This window comes from Arthrobacter mobilis, from assembly GCF_012395835.1.
In the GTDB taxonomy this organism is placed as follows: domain Bacteria; phylum Actinomycetota; class Actinomycetes; order Actinomycetales; family Micrococcaceae; genus Crystallibacter; species Crystallibacter mobilis.
Window position 1 is genome coordinate 64,232 of the sequence record NZ_JAAZSQ010000009.1, and the last position, 16,388, is coordinate 80,619.

13 protein-coding genes and 1 tRNA gene are annotated in these 16,388 nt (G+C 69.5%); 5 read left to right on the forward strand and 9 right to left on the reverse strand.

Going from position 1 to position 16,388, the window contains the following annotated elements:
* Positions 1–28 precede the first annotated feature (28 nt).
* Both ptsP and HGG74_RS11005 read left to right on the forward strand, forming a co-directional pair.
* Positions 29–1,726, forward strand: a complete 1,698-nt coding sequence (ptsP, locus tag HGG74_RS11000) for a phosphoenolpyruvate--protein phosphotransferase (RefSeq protein ID WP_168486485.1) — start codon at positions 29–31, stop codon at positions 1,724–1,726.
* Positions 1,727–1,754: 28 nt separating this feature from the next.
* The gene (locus HGG74_RS11005) at positions 1,755–2,033 is read left to right on the forward strand and encodes an HPr family phosphocarrier protein (protein WP_168486393.1); all 279 of its coding nucleotides are present in this window, start codon (positions 1,755–1,757) and stop codon (positions 2,031–2,033) included.
* Positions 2,034–2,134: 101 nt separating this feature from the next.
* Here the strand turns inward: HGG74_RS11005 and HGG74_RS11010 are convergent, their stop codons facing one another.
* From HGG74_RS11010 to HGG74_RS11025, 4 genes are all read right to left on the reverse strand, one after another.
* Positions 2,135–2,371, reverse strand: a complete 237-nt coding sequence (locus HGG74_RS11010; protein ID WP_168486394.1) for a hypothetical protein — start codon at positions 2,369–2,371, stop codon at positions 2,135–2,137.
* A gap of 163 nt (positions 2,372–2,534) precedes the next feature.
* Positions 2,535–3,674, reverse strand: coding sequence for an endonuclease/exonuclease/phosphatase family protein (locus HGG74_RS11015; RefSeq protein WP_168486395.1), 1,140 nt, complete (start codon positions 3,672–3,674; stop codon positions 2,535–2,537).
* 4 nt (positions 3,675–3,678) lie between these two features.
* Positions 3,679–7,149: a proline dehydrogenase family protein gene (locus HGG74_RS11020; protein WP_312856822.1), complete on the reverse strand. Its 3,471-nt coding sequence runs from the start codon at positions 7,147–7,149 to the stop codon at positions 3,679–3,681.
* Positions 7,150–7,350: 201 nt separating this feature from the next.
* Positions 7,351–7,423 (reverse strand) — tRNA-Lys (locus HGG74_RS11025).
* A gap of 123 nt (positions 7,424–7,546) precedes the next feature.
* On the opposite strand from HGG74_RS11025, the gene HGG74_RS11030 reads away from it, so the two are divergent.
* The 3 genes from HGG74_RS11030 (at position 7,547) to HGG74_RS11040 (ending at position 10,111) form a co-directional block, all read left to right on the forward strand.
* Positions 7,547–8,194, forward strand: coding sequence for a hypothetical protein (locus HGG74_RS11030; RefSeq protein WP_168486396.1), 648 nt, complete (start codon positions 7,547–7,549; stop codon positions 8,192–8,194).
* A gap of 285 nt (positions 8,195–8,479) precedes the next feature.
* The gene (locus tag HGG74_RS11035; protein WP_168486397.1) at positions 8,480–9,097 is read left to right on the forward strand and encodes a DUF47 domain-containing protein; all 618 of its coding nucleotides are present in this window, start codon (positions 8,480–8,482) and stop codon (positions 9,095–9,097) included.
* Positions 9,098–10,111 (forward strand): inorganic phosphate transporter, encoded by a 1,014-nt coding sequence (locus tag HGG74_RS11040; protein ID WP_168486398.1) that lies wholly within the window; start codon positions 9,098–9,100, stop codon positions 10,109–10,111.
* 552 nt (positions 10,112–10,663) lie between these two features.
* Here the strand turns inward: HGG74_RS11040 and HGG74_RS11050 are convergent.
* From HGG74_RS11050 to pstS, 5 genes are all read right to left on the reverse strand, one after another.
* Positions 10,664–10,936 carry a hypothetical protein gene (locus HGG74_RS11050; protein ID WP_168486399.1) on the reverse strand — a complete coding sequence of 91 codons (273 nt, stop codon included), beginning with the start codon at positions 10,934–10,936 and terminating at the stop codon, positions 10,664–10,666.
* Positions 10,937–11,920: 984 nt separating this feature from the next.
* Entirely contained in the window at positions 11,921–12,700 is a 780-nt protein-coding gene (gene pstB / locus HGG74_RS11055) for a phosphate ABC transporter ATP-binding protein PstB (protein ID WP_168486400.1), read from the reverse strand.
* Between the two features lie 29 nt (positions 12,701–12,729).
* Positions 12,730–13,854, reverse strand: coding sequence for a phosphate ABC transporter permease PstA (gene pstA / locus HGG74_RS11060; protein WP_205761728.1), 1,125 nt, complete (start codon positions 13,852–13,854; stop codon positions 12,730–12,732).
* Complete coding sequence (gene pstC / locus HGG74_RS11065) at positions 13,854–14,783, reverse strand: phosphate ABC transporter permease subunit PstC (RefSeq protein WP_168486401.1); 930 nt, start codon at positions 14,781–14,783, stop codon at positions 13,854–13,856. Before pstC ends, pstA begins: the two co-directional genes overlap by 1 nt.
* A 153-nt stretch (positions 14,784–14,936) precedes the next feature.
* Positions 14,937–16,040 carry a phosphate ABC transporter substrate-binding protein PstS gene (gene pstS / locus HGG74_RS11070; protein ID WP_168486402.1) on the reverse strand — a complete coding sequence of 368 codons (1,104 nt, stop codon included), beginning with the start codon at positions 16,038–16,040 and terminating at the stop codon, positions 14,937–14,939.
* Positions 16,041–16,388: the final 348 nt, after the last annotated feature.

Genomic DNA, 16,388 nt, shown 5'->3' on the forward strand with positions numbered 1-16,388 from the left:
TGAAGCTCTCGATGAAGCGAGGTACGCCATGACCAGCATTACCGGAGTCGGGGTCAGCCCGGGCCGCGTGGTCGGTCCCGTGGTGCAGATGCCGCCGGCTGTGGCCGAACCGGCCCCGGACGGCGCCCTGCCGGCCGGAGCCACCCCGGAAACGGAAACTGAACGGATCAAGGCCGCCGCCAAGTCCGTCCAGGCGGTGCTGAAGTCCCGGGCCGCGGCCGCCACCGGCGACGCCGCGGAGGTGCTCAAGGCCACCGCGCTGATGGCCGCGGACCCGATGCTGGTCAAGTCGGCGGCCAAGCTGCTGGCCGCCGGCCGCAGCGCCGAGCGCGCCGTCTGGGAGGCCGGCGGCCAGGTCGCCGAGCAGTTGCGGAGCCTGGGCGGCTACATGGCCGAACGCGCCGCCGACGTGCTGGATGTGCGCGCCCGGATCGTGGCCGAACTGCGCGGGGAACCCGCCCCGGGCATCCCGGACTCGGCCGGGCCGGTCATCCTGGCCGCCGAGGACCTGGCCCCGGCGGACACCGCCACGCTGGACCCGGACCGGATTATCGCGCTGGTCACCGCCGGCGGCGGCCCGCAGTCGCACACCGCCATCATCGCCCGCGCCCTCGGCCTGCCCGCCGTCGTCGCCGCCGCCGGCGTCACCGAACTGCCCGAAGGCACCGAGGTCTATGTCGACGGCGCGGCCGGCCTGGTCGTCACCGACCCGGGCGAGGCCGAACTGGCCGCCGCCGCCGAGTACGCCGCCCGCCCCACGCTGCCGCCCTTCAACGGCACCGGGACAACGGCGGACGGGCACCGGGTGCCGCTGCTGGCCAACGTGGGCGGCGGCGAGGAGGCGGCGGTGGCCGCTGCCGCCGGCGCCGAGGGCGTGGGCCTGCTGCGCACCGAATTCTGCTTCCTCAACCGCACCGAGGAGCCCACCGTCGAGGAGCAGGTCGAGGCCTACAAGGCGGTCTTCGACGCCTTCCCCGGCAAGAAGGTGGTGGTCCGCACCCTGGATGCCGGGGCGGACAAGCCGCTGCCCTTCCTCACCGACGCCACCGAGCCGAACCCTGCCCTGGGCGTGCGCGGCTACCGGACGGACCTGACCTCCCCCGGCGTCCTCGAGCGCCAGCTGGCAGCCATCGCCCAGGCTGCGGCACAGAGCCAGGCCCAGGTCTGGGTGATGGCACCCATGATCTCCACCGCCGGGGAGGCCGGCCGCTTCGCCACCCTCTGCGCCGATGCCGGGCTGAAAACCTCCGGGGTGATGGTGGAGGTCCCGTCCGCGGCGGTGACCGCCGGAAGCATCCTGAAGCGGGTGGATTTCGTGTCCCTGGGCACCAACGACCTGACCCAGTACACCATGGCCGCCGACCGCCAGCTCGGCCCGCTCGCGGCGCTGAACGACCCGTGGCAGCCGGCGGTGCTGCGCCTGGTGCAGGCCACGGTCGACGGCGCCCGGCAGGCCGCAGCCGGAGAGCAGGAACCCGCCAAGCCCGTCGGGGTCTGCGGCGAGTCCGCCGCCGACCCGGCCCTCGCCGTCGTCCTGGTGGGGCTGGGCGTGGCCACCCTGTCCATGACCGCCCGGTCCCTGCCCGGGGTCGCCGCCGTCCTCGGCAGCACCACCCTGGAGCAGGCCCGGGAACTGGCCGCCCTGGCGCTGTCCGCCGACAGCGCCGCCGAGGCCCGGGCCGCGGTCCGGTCCAAACTTCCCATCCTCGAGACCCTCGGTCTCTGACCATCCGATCCAGCCAAGGAGAGACACCATGCCCGAACGTACCGCCACCGTTGCCAGCCGCGTCGGCCTGCACGCCCGCCCCGCCGCGATCTTCGCCGAGGCAGCCGGCGAACAGCCCGTGGAAGTGACCATCGCGCTCGCCGGGACCCCGGCCGACGAGGCCATGGACGCCTCGAGCATCCTGTCCCTGATGAGCCTGGGGGCCGAGTTCGGCGCCCAGGTGGTGCTGCGCGCCGAGGGCGAGGGCGCCGAGGAGGCCCTGGACGCGCTGGTGAAGGTCCTCGAGACCGACCACGACGCCGCCTGATACGGCTCCTACCGGCTTTCCGCCCTAACAAGCGGCGTGCGCACCCGGAGTTCCGGGTGCGCACGCCGCTTGTTGCTGCTTATTGCTGAGCCGGCACGGCATCAGCCGTACCAGCGGACGGTCTTCTCCCCGCGTCCCTGCCGTGCGCTGGCATGCGTGGGCCGGTGGTCGTGGCCCAGGCTGCGCCAGCCGGCAAGGTCACCGGCGCGCACAGCACCCGCGGCTGTGCCGGCGGCTGCCAGATGGTGCCGGCCCGTGCCCAGCTTGGCCGCAGCGGCCGGCGCCAGGTGGATTTTCGGGGTCTGGTCCGGGTGTTCCGGGCGCTCGTAGACGGTCATGGCTGTCCCTTTCTGCCCAGGCCTGCCAAGGCACCCGCCCCTGCGCAAAACTCAGGGACGATCCTGGAGGCCGGGCCTCGGCAAACAGGATTACCCCCATGCCCTCCAGCTTAGTAGCGCTGCGGCGCAGCGGACAGGGGCCGGGAGCGAACGCCGGCGGGAATTATCCTGGCGGGAACTCCCCCTCAGGCAGTTCCACGTCCGCCCAGACCAGCCGGTGGTCGCTGGTCGGGAACGGGAACGGGTTGGTCAGCTCCGCGCCGGGCTCGCCGGTCCGCGGCCAGAACACCCCGGCGCCGGCCACCATCAGGTTCCGCGAGGGCAGCACATAGTCCACCCGCAGGTTCCCGGTGCGCGGATTCGCCCGGAAATCCGCAGTGTCCAGCCGCGGATCGCCCAGATGGTGCACATTCGGCCCGCCCTGCAGCCGGGTGGCTTCCACTGCCCCGGCGGAGGCCGGCCGGGGGTCCTGGATGAGCGGATGGTCCAGCAGCTGGCGGACGGCGCCGGGCCAGGCCTTCCCGTCCTGCGGGTCGGAGTTCAGATCGCCCAGGATGACGAAGCGCCCGCCCGCTGCCAGCCCGCCGGCGGCTCCGGCGTCGTCGTACAGGTACGCCGCCCGGTCCCCGCCGGCGACATAGTCGGCCCAGAGCCGGATCTCGTCGTGGTTGCGCCGGCGGTTGCGCCGCTCCGGGCCGTCGAAGAACGGCGGCACCGGGTGGCAGGCCAGCACGTGCAGGATCCGGCCGTGCACGGACACCGGCAGGTCCCAGTGCGACTTGCTGGACAGGCGCAGCACCGCCCGGGCCGGCTCCGGGTAGAAATCCGCCGGCATCAGGTTCCCGGGCATGTCCTGCCACCGGAACAGCCGGAAGGTGCGCACGGCCGCGGCGTCGAACGGGTACCGGGAGAGCATCGCCATGCCGTACTGGCCCTCGAAGTCGCCGTAGCCGAAGGCATCCTGCGGCCCGCCCGCCACGCCGTCGCCGTCCAGGTCCAGGCCGGTGGGCACGCCGGTGTTGGACGGGGCGGTGAAGGCGAACGGGTAGTGCACCGGGTCCTGGCCGTTCTGGCCGGCCTCCAGGTAGTTGCGGCGGAACAGGTCGGCGCAGGAGGGGCTGTCCGGAACGTAGTCGAACTCGTTCAGCAGCACGATGTCCGGGCGGACCCGCTGGATCACCTCGGCGACGGCGCGGGCCTGCCGGTCATCCGGGCCGGACAAATCCGCCAGCAGCGCCCCGGCCGAGGCGCGGAACAGGCTGGTGTTGTAGGTGGCAATGCGCAGCGCGCCCCGGTCCGGCATCCGCTCAGATGAGCCCGTCGGAGAGGTGGTTGGGCGTGCCGAAGCGGTGGGCGGTAATGCTCACCGCCTGCTCGTGCAGGAAGGGCAGCAGCTCCACGCGGCCGGATTCGGTCACCGGGTGCGAGTAGACCGCCAGGTCCGGCCGGCCGCCGGTCGCCGCGGCGAGCGCCGCCGGATCCCCGCCGATCAGCCGGATCCGGCCCGGCGCCAGCCGGTCCGCCCCGGCCAGCCACGCGGCGTCGTCCTCCACCGCCACCGGCAGGCCCAGGTCCACCGCCACTGCCTTCAGCGACGCCGGCAGCTCCGCGGCGGTGCTGATCTTGACGGCCGAGCCGGCCAGCAGCCCGGCGGCGAGCACCCTGAGCAGTCCGGCCAGCGGTTCGCCGTCGGAGAGCCGGATGGCCACCGGCACCGGCAGGTAGCGGAACACATTGCGCTCGGCCTCCAGCCCGGACACGTCCTGGGCCCTGCCGAACTCGGCGGCCCAGGCCCGGGCGTCGGAGCTTAGCGAGCGCTCCAGCTGCGCCGCCTCATGCGCAGGGACGGCGCCGGAGCGGGCCGCGTCGAGCAGCCTGCGCGCGCCCGGATGGGTGATCCGCGCGGCCGCAGCCGCGGGCGCGCTTTCCCAGCCGCCCAGCCCGATGAGGTAGTTCGGCCCGCCGGCCTTGGTACCGGCACCCACCGCCGACTTCTTCCAGCCGCCGAACGGCTGGCGCCGGACGATGGCGCCGGTGACGCCCCGGTTGACGTACAGGTTGCCGGCCTGCACATGCTGCAGCCAGTAGTCCAGCTCCTGCCCGTCCAGCGAATGCAGGCCGGCGGTGAGCCCGTAGTCCACCTCGTTCTGCATCTCCACCGCTTCCTCGAGCGTCTTCGCGGTCATCACGCCCAGGATCGGGCCGAAGAACTCGGTCTGGTGGTAGTGCGAGCCGCGCCTGACGCCGGTGCGCACGCCCGGGCTCCACAGCCTCCCGGACCCGTCCAGCGGCACCGGCTTGAGCAGCCAGGACTCGCCGTCGCCGAGCGTGGTCAGCCCGGAGAGCAGCTTGCCGCGGGGCGGTTCGATGACCGGGCCCATCTGCGTGGTGGCATCGGCCGGGTAGCCCACCTTCAGGGAGGTGACCGCGTCCACCAGCTGGTTGCGGAAGCGCGGGGACCTGGCCGCCGAGCCGACCAGGATCACCAGCGAGGCGGCCGAGCATTTCTGCCCGGCGTGGCTGAAGGCCGACTGCACCACGTCCCGGGCGGCCAGGTCGAAGTCGGCGCTGGGGGTGACGATGATGGCGTTCTTGCCGGAGGTCTCGGCCAGCAGCGGCAGGTCCGGCCGGAAGGAGCGGAACAGCGCGGCGGTCTCGTAGGCGCCGGTGAGCACCACCCGGTCCACCTCCGGGTGGGCGATCAGCTGCCGGCCCAGGCCCTGCTCGGAGAGCTGGACCAGCTGGACCAGCTCGCGCGGCACGCCGGACTGCTGCAGGGCCTCCCAGAGCGCCTCCACCATGACCGCGCCGCAGCGGGAGGCCTGGTGCGCGGGCTTGATGACGACGGCGGATCCGGCGGCGAGCGCCGCGAGCGTGGATCCGGCGGGGATGGCCACCGGGAAGTTCCACGGCGGCGTCACCACCGTCACCTTCGACGGCAGGAAGCGGGCGCCGTCGACGGCGTCGAGTTCCCGGGCGCATTCGGCGTAGTAGTGGGCGAAATCCACCGCCTCGGAGACTTCCGGGTCCCCCTGGTCCAGGGTCTTGCCGGTCTCGGCGGCCATGACCTCCAGCAGGCGCGCGCGGGCGGCCTCCAGCGCGGCCCCGGCCCGGTGCAGCACCTCGGCCCGCTCCGCGCCGGAGAGCGCGCCCCAGGCCTTGCCGTGTTCGGCGGCGGTGGCCATTACCGTCTCGAGCGCCTCCTCGTCCGGCACCATGGCTGCCGCCACCGCGGCCTCGCCCAGCGTCGAGCCGGGCACCCGGGCCAGGATCTGCCGGCCCCAGGCCCGGTTGGCCGGCACCGCCGGGTCGGTGTCCGGGGTGTTCGGGAAGCCTCCGGGGGTGACCCGTTCGGCGAACGGCTGCGGCTCCTGGTGCGCGCGGTCCTGCCGGCGCTTGGGGGCCGGGACCTCGTCGTCGAGGTTCGCCAGCGAGGCCAGGAAGCGCTGCTTCTCGCGCTCGAAGAGCGCTGTGCTTTCCGGGGTGTTCCCCCCCAGTTCGAAGACGGCGGACATGAAGTTCTCGTGGCTGGCGCCTTCCTCGAGGCGTCGGATCAGGTACGCGATCGCGACGTCGAACTCGCCCGGGTGCACCACCGGGGTGTAGAGCAGCAGCGAGCCGACGTCACGGCGGACCGCCTCGGCCTGGGCCTGGGCCATGCCCAGCAGCATCTCGAAGTCGACGGCCCCCTCGAGCCGGTCCACCCCGCGCCGTTGGGCCAGCAGCCAGGCGAAGGCGATGTCGAAGAGGTTGTGCCCGGCCACCCCGATGTGCACATTGCGGATCCGCTCCGGGTCCAGGGCGTAGTTGATCACGCGCTTGTAGTTGGTGTCCGAGTCCTGCTTGGTGTCCCAGGTGGCCAGCGGCCAGCCGTGCAGCGAGGCCTCCACGCGCTCCATCGGCAGGTTCGCGCCCTTGACCACGCGGACCTTAATCGGGGCCCCGCCGGCGGCGGTACGGGCGGCGGCCCACTCCTGCAGCCGGATCATCGCCGCGAGCGCATCCGGCAGGTAGGCCTGCAGCACGATCCCGGCCTCCAGGTCCTGGAATCCGGGCTGTTCCAGGATCCGGGTAAAGACCGCGATGGTCAGGTCCAGGTCCTTGTACTCCTCCATGTCCAGGTTGATGAACTTGCGCGGGGAGGCGGCAGCGGCCTGCCGGTAGAGCGGGGTGAGGCGTTCGACGACGTGCTCCACCGCCTCGTCGAAGGCCCACGGCGAGTGCGGGGCGACGGTGGCCGAGACCTTGATCGAGACATAGTCGACGTCCTCGCGGGCCAGCAGGCGCGCGGTGCCCTCCAGCCGGCGGGAAGCCTCGCGGCTGCCCAGCACGGCCTCGCCGAGCAGGTTGATGTTCAGCCGGATGCCCTCGCGGCGGATCTTCGCAATGGCCGGGCCCAGCCGGGCATCGGAGGCGTCCACAATCAGGTGCCCCACCATCCGGCGCAGCACCGCGCGGGCGGCCGGGACCACCACCGAGGGCAGCACCGGGGCCACGGCGCCGCCGAGCCGGACCGCCCCGCGCATGTACCAGGGCAGGAAGCCGGGCACCGACGGCGCCAGGGCGGCGAGCCTGCGGGCGGCGACGGCCGGGTCCTCGGGCCGGATCACGCCGTCGACGAAGCCGACGGTGAATTCCAGGCCGTGCGGGTCCTTGAGCACTCCGGCCAGCTGCCGGGCCGAGGCATCGACCGGAATCCGGGACGCTTCGGCGAGCCAGTGCCGCACCAGTTCGACCGATTCGCCGGCCAGGGCTTCGGCCAGTTCGCGGGTTTCCACGGCTGCCTCCTTCGGACCTTGTGCAGGCCGTTGCAGGGCTTCCCGGGGCGCAAGCGCCCGGCTTCCATCAGTATGGGACGGGAACCGGCCAAGATAAAGGGCTGGCAGAGGTTGCCGCGCCGGGCAAAAAGGTACCCCCGCAGACCGGCAGGCTGCGGGGGTACTGCGGCTCCCGCCGGCGGAACCGGCGGCGCCTCGCGGTGGGCCCTGTGGGACTCGAACCCACGACCCGCGGATTAAAAGTCCGATGCTCTACCAACTGAGCTAAAGGCCCTCCGGCCGTCCGGGGCAGGCAGCACGGCCTGGTCCCATTGGGCCGTTTACTACTCTAGCGCACCTGCCCCCGGCCCCGGGAACTGCCGTTTACCCGGTACTGGGGCAGGAGTATGGTCGAGGCATGAACGGAAATAATGGAAATCTGGCTCCGAGGCCGCACAAGCCCAAGCCATTTACTCCGTTGGACTTCGAAATCTTCGCCGGCGGGGCGGACCCGGCGCGGGTCTCCGAGGCGGCCCATCTGGCGGCCCAGGCCCTGGTGCACCGCGGCCGCGAATCGGCGGACCCCGACGTCACCAGGCGCCTGGTGGAGCTGGCCGACCAGCAGGGCCTCGAGGCGATTGCCGAAATGTGGGCGGAAAGCCCGGCGCGCTCGCTGCCCGGGGCGCTCTGGCGGCTGTACGCGCTGCGCGCGGCGACCCAGCAGAACCCGGAAAAAATGGCGGCGTTCTTCAAAGCCGGCAAGGAGGCCGCGCCGGTGTCCAAGGTGGTGGCCGGGGTGGCCGAGCCTCCCGGCGCCGAAGAGGTCAAGACGATGGCTGACGCCATCCTGTCCGGCGCCTTCGACGGCGACTTCGACGTGGCGCTGGAACGTTCGGCGGCCTTCTGCCGCATCGTGGCGCTGGGCCAGACCCACCATGCCGACGCCGCGGATCCCTCGAACGAGCAGCACGGAACCAAGCTCACGCGCAGTTCCCACCTGCTGATGAAAACCGCCGAGGACCTCGAAGCCGCTGCCGAGGCGTGGCGCCGGGGACAGCTGGACTAAGGCGCGCACCGCAGGACGGAACCGCGTTTTTCCGCCGCCGCCGGGGCCCGCCCGCGGGGCATGTTAGCCCTGTCCGGGGCGCTTGGCCAGCTTGTTTCCCAAGGTTCTTGCAGGATTCCCGCCGCGGTTGACATCCCCATTCAGGCGTAGAAAACTGAAATTGGTGTCGAACCGTGGAAGCCCCGGGCTCCAACAAATAGCCGCTTCGAGCGGCCTTTCGCCGAGAGGCGCTCCCGGTTCGGCACCATTATTTTTTGCCTGCCGGCAGGCACTAGGCTTGATCCAGTGAAGCTACGCCTCTTCCCCCAAGAGAACAAAGCCCTGGAACTGCTGACCGAAATGGCGGCCGAATTCCACCACGGCGTCAGCACCCTGTCGGAGATCCTTGGCACCGCCGCCGATGGCCGGGACCGCCTGGTGGAAGAGCTGCACGAGCGGGACGGACGGCTGTCCGGCCTGCACTTCGCCCTGATGACCCACGTCAGGACCAGCTTCATCAATCCGCTGCCGCGCGAGGACCTGTTCCAGATCTCCCGCTACCTGGTCGAGGGCGGGGAGAAACTGGACGGTGCCGCCGAGCTGATCGCCCTGAACGGCGTCACCCGCTTCTCCGACCGCGCCTCGGAGCAGCTGGAGGTCATCAACCGGCAGACCGAGCTCACCCGGGATGCGATGGGCAGGCTGGAATCCCTGGAGGACCTGGACGAGTACTGCATCGAGATGCTCCAGCTGGCCAAGCGCTCCGAGCGGACCCACCGCATCTGGATCAGCGAGCTGATGCGTGACTACAAGCCCGCCGTCTACATGCGCCACCGGGACGTGGCCAACCAAATGATCGGCGCCACCCAGGACCTGCGCCGGGTGGCCAACCATGTCGGACAGATCCTGGTGAAGGAATCCTAGGTGGAGCTGTTCCTGCTTGCGGTGGTCGTGCTGGCCGCCGGCTGCTTCGCCTTCATCAACGGCTTCCACGACGTCTCCAACTCGGTAGCCACCCCGATCCGCAACCGCGCGCTGACCCCGGGCATCGCCGTCGTCCTCGCGGCCCTGTTCAATTTCACCGGCGTCCTGCTCTCCAGCGGCGTGGCGGTACTGTTCAGTAAATCCCTGCTCGGGCTGCCCGAGGGCACCGCCGGGCTTGGGATCCTGCTGGCCGGGCTGGCCAGCGCCTGCGGCTGGGGCGTGTGGACCTGGTGGCGCCGGATGCCCTCGTCCTCGACCCATGCACTGCTGGGCGGGCTGCTGGGCGCCGGGGCCGCGTCCGCGTTCCTGGGCACCGGCGGCGTGCTCTCCGGGGACGGCCTGGTCTGGCGGCAGCTGGCCCTGCCGCTGCTGCTCTCCCCCGTGCTGGCCTTCGTGCTCTCCTACCTGGCGGCATACGCGGCCACTTGGGCGGTGCGTTTCAGGACCCCCAGCGAGGTCCACCACGGCACCCGGATGACCGAAGCGGTGCTGGCCGGCGCGTTCTCCCTCGGCCACGGCATGCAGGACGGCCAGCGCACCATGTCCATGCTGCTGCTGGCGCTGACCGCCGCCGGCTTCCTCGCGGACGATGCGGGCATGCCGCTGTGGATCCCGCTCTTCGCCGCCGTGCTGCTGGCCGCCGGCTCGCTCTGCGGCGGCTGGCGGATCTCCCACACCCTCGGCTCGCGGCTGGTGCGGATCGACCCGCTGCGCGGGGCCACCGCCCAGGGCATCAGCTCCGCCATGCTCTTCCTGGGCGCCGTCACCTTGCACATGCCGCTGTCCAGCACCCACACCATGGCCGCCGCGATCCTGGGCGCCGGCGCCAACCAGCGCTTCGGCACCGTGCGCTGGCGCGTGGTGATCAGGATGCTGCGCATCTGGGTCGCCACCGCCTTCGTCACGGCGCTGTTCGGGGCGGTCTTCTACCTGGCCCTGGACCCGCTGCTGTAGGGCGGCCGGCGGCCCTCCCTACACGGTGATGGCCCGGCTTCGTTCCGGGACGCCATCACCACGTTCCAGGCCCGCGGCGTAAACCGGCTGAAGCCCTGGCTCGGTTCCAGGTCCAGCGGTTCGGCGAATCCCTCGGACACGAAGGGCTTCTAGGCCGCCAGACTGCTGACCCCCCACACTCCTGCCGGTGTCCGCCCAGGAAGCGCCCGGGCACCGTGCCTGGTCCACGAAGTGGCCGATCAGGCGCCCTCAGCGTTTCCTCCTGGTTTCGGGTTGCGGCCATGGGCTGCCCGGTGCGGACATAATCACGGTTATCGGCACTTTACGAGCCTGGGTTTCATTGGAGCCACAGAATGTCGGCGGCAGTCCCCAATTGACACACAGGGGCTGGGCAGGACGCGGATGGCACATCCGGGATTTACATTCCTTGTCCTATACCCCGACGATACGCCGATTGACCGCCTCGGGTCAGCCGCAGGCCAGGGTGCACGGGCTGCGTGACTGCATGGAAAAGCCCCGGACCCACACGGTCCGGGGCTGTTTAGGATTCTGTTACCGCTGGATGCTGACGGCGAGATCCAGGTGCATGTCTTTATCGGCAAGGCGGTCCTGCAGGTAGCGGGCAAGACCGGCGTCGGTGGCGGTGTGAACGCTTTGCGGGATCGCTCCCCGGAGCAAAGCCTTGGTGTTGGTGGACTTGACCACGTCCAACGGCACCCAACCACGGTGGCTGGAGGTCAGGCGTTCTAAGTCGGTGCGGAAGGAGCGCATATGGCCGTCGCGGACCGTGGCGCACATAGTGAACGGGATGAAGACAGTAGGCAAAAAGGTCCTTTCACGGGGCAACCGATGGTCGGAGCCCGTTTAGAACAAGGTCCCTGGGGGCCCTGTTATTCCTAAGGAAGCAGGCTAAGAGTCCCACGTCACGGCGCGGGTTCGGCGGTTGTCTGCCCTGCCGCTGCGTACGCTTCCTTCGCGCCGGTCTGGACCTTGACTCCCGTGTTGGCGCCCTTGTCGGCCGGCACGCTCAGCCATTTATCGGCCGGCCCGTCTTCACCTCGGTGCTGATCTCTCCTGTCCTGAGGTCGCACCTGAGGATCGCCTGCAATCATTCACGGGCAGGCTCGCGCAGCTCGCCGATGTCCCGGGCTAGTGCATAATCCTGGGCGGTTCATGCGCGAAGCACGAACCGCTCCGGCATGGCGATCTGATGTCTCTGAAGCATTAAACTCCGCTCCCCACCGAATAACAGCTGGGGCCAACCTATCGACAGGTGAGAGCTAAACGGACAGGTTGCCAGGGAGTCATGTCGCATATGCCGGTCCTTCACCGCGGCACTTCCCCGCCAAAATCTCGACAGCTAAAAGGAGCGAAGTTCCGGTCTCTTTGGAATCGCGTATGCCCCGCCCGTAATGATTCCTCTTGAAGGTACCCCAACCGCTGCAGCTGCCCCGGATTGCCAGCCTCCCGCCGCATGCTGGATAACTAGGTGTTCGCAGGCCTCCGCCGGGCGCAGGGACATGCAGCCGGCAGGGACTGTCAATCCAGGCCCCTGCTACTTCGGGACTCTGTAAGTGCAATACGCATTGGTCCGCGGGCCGCCCCTCCCACGTCGTCGGCCGCCCCCGCGGGAAGCGACGCCGCGGCGGCCGAAGTGGATCCGGCAGCGGTGAGACTTCCGGAGGATCCAGGGGCCGGCAGCACACCTGCGGCACGGCACCGGAACGCCGTTACTTCGGAACTCTGTAAGTGCCGAAGCAACGGTGCTTAGGCGCGGCCCGCTCCCCCGCGGCCCGCGCTGCGCGCCGGTTACCCGAAGCGGCCGGAGACGTAGTCCTCGGTGGCCTTCTCGCGCGGATTGGAGAAGATGACGGCGGTGTCGCTGTACTCGATCAGCTTGCCCGGCTTGCCGGTTCCGGCGATGTTGAAAAAGGCGGTCTTGTCCGAGACCCGGGCGGCCTGCTGCATGTTGTGCGTCACGATGACCACCGTGTACTCGTTCTTCAGCTCCTCGATCAGGTCCTCAATGGCCAGCGTGGAGATCGGGTCCAGCGCCGAACAGGGCTCGTCCATCAGGATCACCTGCGGGGCCACGGCGATGGCGCGGGCGATGCACAGGCGCTGCTGCTGGCCGCCGGAGAGGCCGGAACCGGGCTTGTCCAGCCGGTCCTTGACCTCCTTCCAGAGGTTGGCGCCGGTCAGGGACTTCTCCACCAGGTCGTCGGCGTCGGACCTGCTGATCCGCTTGTTGTTCAGCTTCACCCCGGCCAGCACATTGTCCCGGATGGACATGGTGGGGAACGGGTTGGGCCGCTGGAACACCATGCCGATCTGGCTGCGCACGGTCACCGGGTCCACGCCGGGGCCGTAGAGGTCCTCGCCGTCCAGCAGCACTTCGCCCTTGACTCGGGCGCCGGGCAGGACCTCGTGCATGCGGTTCAGCGTCCGCAGGAAGGTGGACTTGCCGCAGCCGGACGGGCCGATGAATGCCGTGACGGACTTCGGGTCGATGTTGATGTTCACGCCTTCAACGGCGAGGAAGTCCCCGTAGTAGACGTTCAGGTCTTTGACGTCGATGCGCTTGGACATGGATTTCCTTCTTTAGGGTCTGGGACGGCTCAGCGGCCGGACTTAGGGGCGAAGATGCGGGCGATGAGCCGGGCCACGAGGTTGAGCAGCATGACGAAGATGATCAGGATCAGCGCCGCCGCCCAGGCCCGCTGGGCGCTGGGGTCGGTGTTCGTCGGCGACGTCGGGTTCATCAGCTGCCGGTAGATGAACGTGGGCAGCGTAGCCATCCAGCCGCCGAAGACGTTCCAGTTGATGCTGTTGACGAAGCCGGCGGTGACCAGCAGCGGCGCCGTTTCGCCGATCACGCGGGCAATGGCCAAGGTGACGCCGGAGGCAATGCCGGAGATCGCCGTCGGAACCACCACCTTCAGGATGGTGCGCCACTTGCGCACCCCGAGCGCGTACGAGGCTTCGCGCAGCTCGTTGGGCACGATTTTAAGCATTTCCTCGGTGGAGCGGACCACCACGGGGATCATCAGCACGGACAGCGCGACGGCGGCGACGAACCCGGTGCGGGTGCCCGGGCCGAAGACCAGGCCGAAGAACGCGGCCGCGAACAGGCCGGCGACGATGGAGGGAATGCCGGTCATGACATCCACGAAGAAGGTGATCGCGCGGGCCAGCGTGCCGCCCTTGCTGTACTCGACCAGATACACGGCGGTGAGCAGGCCGATCGGCACGGAAATGATGGTGGCCCACGTGGTGATCAGCAGCGTGCCGACGATGCCGTGGTAGACGCCGCCGATCACCGGGGTGCCGTTGGCCACGGTCTCGTTGTCCACGGTGCCGGTCATGCCGTTCATGGAGTAGTAGAGCAGGTGCGGGGTCAGGCCCGGGATGCCCTTGGCCAGCACCGTGACGATCACCGAGACCAGCGGCAGCAGGGCCACGATGAAGGCGGCGTAGACGAGGTTCGTGGCAAAGCGGTCCTTGGCCTTGCGGGCGCCCTCGACGGACAGCGTCACGAAATAGCCGGCGGCGACGTAGATGAGTGCCGAGAACAGCGCCCAGGTCGCAATATGGAAGCCGATCAGCGAGGACAGTGCCGCACCGAGGATGAGCGAACCGGCCAGCACGGCCCACATGGCCCAGCCGGGCAGCTGGTTCTTCGTCAGGGTGCTCCGCTTGACCGGAGCCGGGGCTGGCGGAGTGGTGGTGGTCAGCTGTGGCATTAGTTGGCTCCCGAGAATTCCTTGTGGCGGCTGATAATCCAGCGCGCGATCATGTTCACGGCCAGGGTGATGACGAACAGGACCAGGCCGGCCGCGATCAGCTCAGCCAGGCGCAGGCCGAAGGCTTCCGGGAAGTTCAGCGCGATTTCGGCGGCAATGGTCTGGTTGCCGCTCTGGATGAGGCTGGCGGTCAGGATCCCGCCGGAGAGCACCAGGGCCACGGCCATGGTCTCGCCCAGGGCGCGGCCCAGGCCGAGCATGACCGCACTGACCACGCCGGCGCGGGCGAAGGGGAAGACTGCCATCCTGATCATTTCCCAGCGTGTGGCTCCCATGGCCAGGGCCGCTTCCTCGTGCAGCTTGGGGGTTTGCAGGAAGATTTCGCGGCTGAGCGAGGTGATGATCGGCAGGATCATCACCGAGAGCACGATGCCGGCGGTCAGCATGGTCTTGCCGGTCTGGCTGGCCGGGCCGGCGAAGATCGGGATCCAGCCGGCGTTGGCGGCCAGCCACTCGTAGACGGGCACCAGGGCCGGGGCCAGCACGGCCACGCCCCAGGCGCCGTAGACCACCGACGGGATGGCCGCCAGCAGGTCCACCACATAACCCAGGCTCTGGGCCAGCCGGCGGGGCGCGAAGTGGGAGATGAACAGTGCGACGCCGATGCCGATCGGCGTCGCGATCAACAGGGCGATGCCGGCCGCGACCAGGGTGCCGATCAGGATGGGCCAGATGTAGGACCAGAAGCCCTCCCCGCCCGTGACCTTCGCCGGGTCCGCGGTGAAGGCAGGCAGGGCCTGCACGAGCAGGAAGACCGCCACCGCGAACAGCACAAGAAGTATGAGGCAGCCGGCCAGCAGGGTCAGGTTGGAGAAGACCTTGTCCCCCGCCCGGCCCTTGGCGCCGCCTTCAGTCAGAGTATTGGACACAACACACCCTTCTGGCTTGTTACACGGTAGTTCATTAATACCTGTTCCGGCTCGGCACCTGGCAAGTGGCCGGCACCGCTACCGGCCCCGGACACGGATCCGCCCCGCGCGTCAAACTTCGACGGCGCGGGGCCAATCCGTACTGGATCCTGCTTAGGAAGCGACCTTGATCGAATCAATCGCGGCCTTGGCCTCCTCGCGCAGGGTATCCGAAATCGGGGCGCTGCCGGCAGACTCCTGGGCAGTATTCTGCCCTTCTTCGCTGATCACGTAGTTGCCGAACGCCTTGACCAGGTTGGCGGTGCCCTGGTCCTTGTAGCTGGAGCAGTAGATGTGGTAGGACACCAGCACGATCGGGTAGGCCCCGGACTCGGTGGTATCGCGGTTGAGCTGCAGGGACATGTCGGTCTCGCTGCGGCCCTCCACCGGGGTGGCGGCGTCAACGGCCTTGGCGGCAGCCTCGGGGGTGTAGGCCACGTACTCCTCGCCGACCTTGACCTTGACCGTGCCCAGGTCGCCGACGGCGGAGGCATCGGCGTAGGTGATGGCACCGTTGGTGCTGCTGGTGGTGGAGACGACCCCGGAGGTGCCCTGGGCGTTCTCGCCGCCAAGTCCCCCGGGCCAGGCGCCGTCGGCCTCGTCGGTCCAGACCTTCGCGGCGGCGGCGTGCAGGTATTCGGTGAAGTTCTCGGTGGTGCCGGACTCGTCAGCACGGTGCACCACGGTGATCGCGGTGTCTGGCAGGGTCACGCCCTCGTTCTGCGAGGCGATCGCCTCGTCGTTCCACTTGGTGATCTCGCCTCGGAAGACCTTCGCGATGGTCTCGGCGTCCAGGTTCAGTTCCTTCACGCCCTCGAGATTGAAGGCGACGGCGATCGGGGAGACGTAGACCGGGATGTTCATGGCACCCTCGGGGCCGCAGATCTGCTTGGCCTGCTCCCATTCCTCCTCGTCCAGGAAGGCATCGGAGCCGGCAAACTGCACGCCGCCGGCCAGGAAAGCGTCGCGGCCGGCGCCGGAACCGTCCGGGGAATACTGCACGTTGGCACCGGAGTTCGCTGCGGAGAAGCCGGCAATCCATGCCTGCATGGCGGCGTCCTGGGAGGAAGCACCGGCACCTGAGAGGGTGCCGGAAACGGCAGCGTCGCCGCCGGCGGCCTCCGGGCTGCCGGTGGGGTTGTCCGAACCACAGGCAGTCAGGGCCAGTGCTGCGATGGAAAGAACTGCCGCTGCGCGGCCGAAGCGAATTGCCTTCACTTGATGGTGCCTTTCGATTTGGCGAACGGGTTGAACGAACGCACTTCTGCGCCGTGCTGAGCTTCGTACCCTACGACGCTAAGCAGGCCAGGTAACCAGAATGGCCAGCGGAGGTGAACGGAAGGTGAACAGAGGGGAAGCCTGCCATGAAAATCGGAACGCCGCTGTTGCTTTCGTGATGGCCGACATACTAGTACGCGCCCGGCAGCACCGGTACGGACAGGGTTCCGCGCACCCGGATCCCTGGCGCCCCTCCGCCTCCCCCTCCTCGCTCCGCTCGGAGCGGGACCCTCGGCGGATAGCGCCTCTCCGCCTCCCCCTCCTCGCTCCGCTCGGAGCGGGACCCTC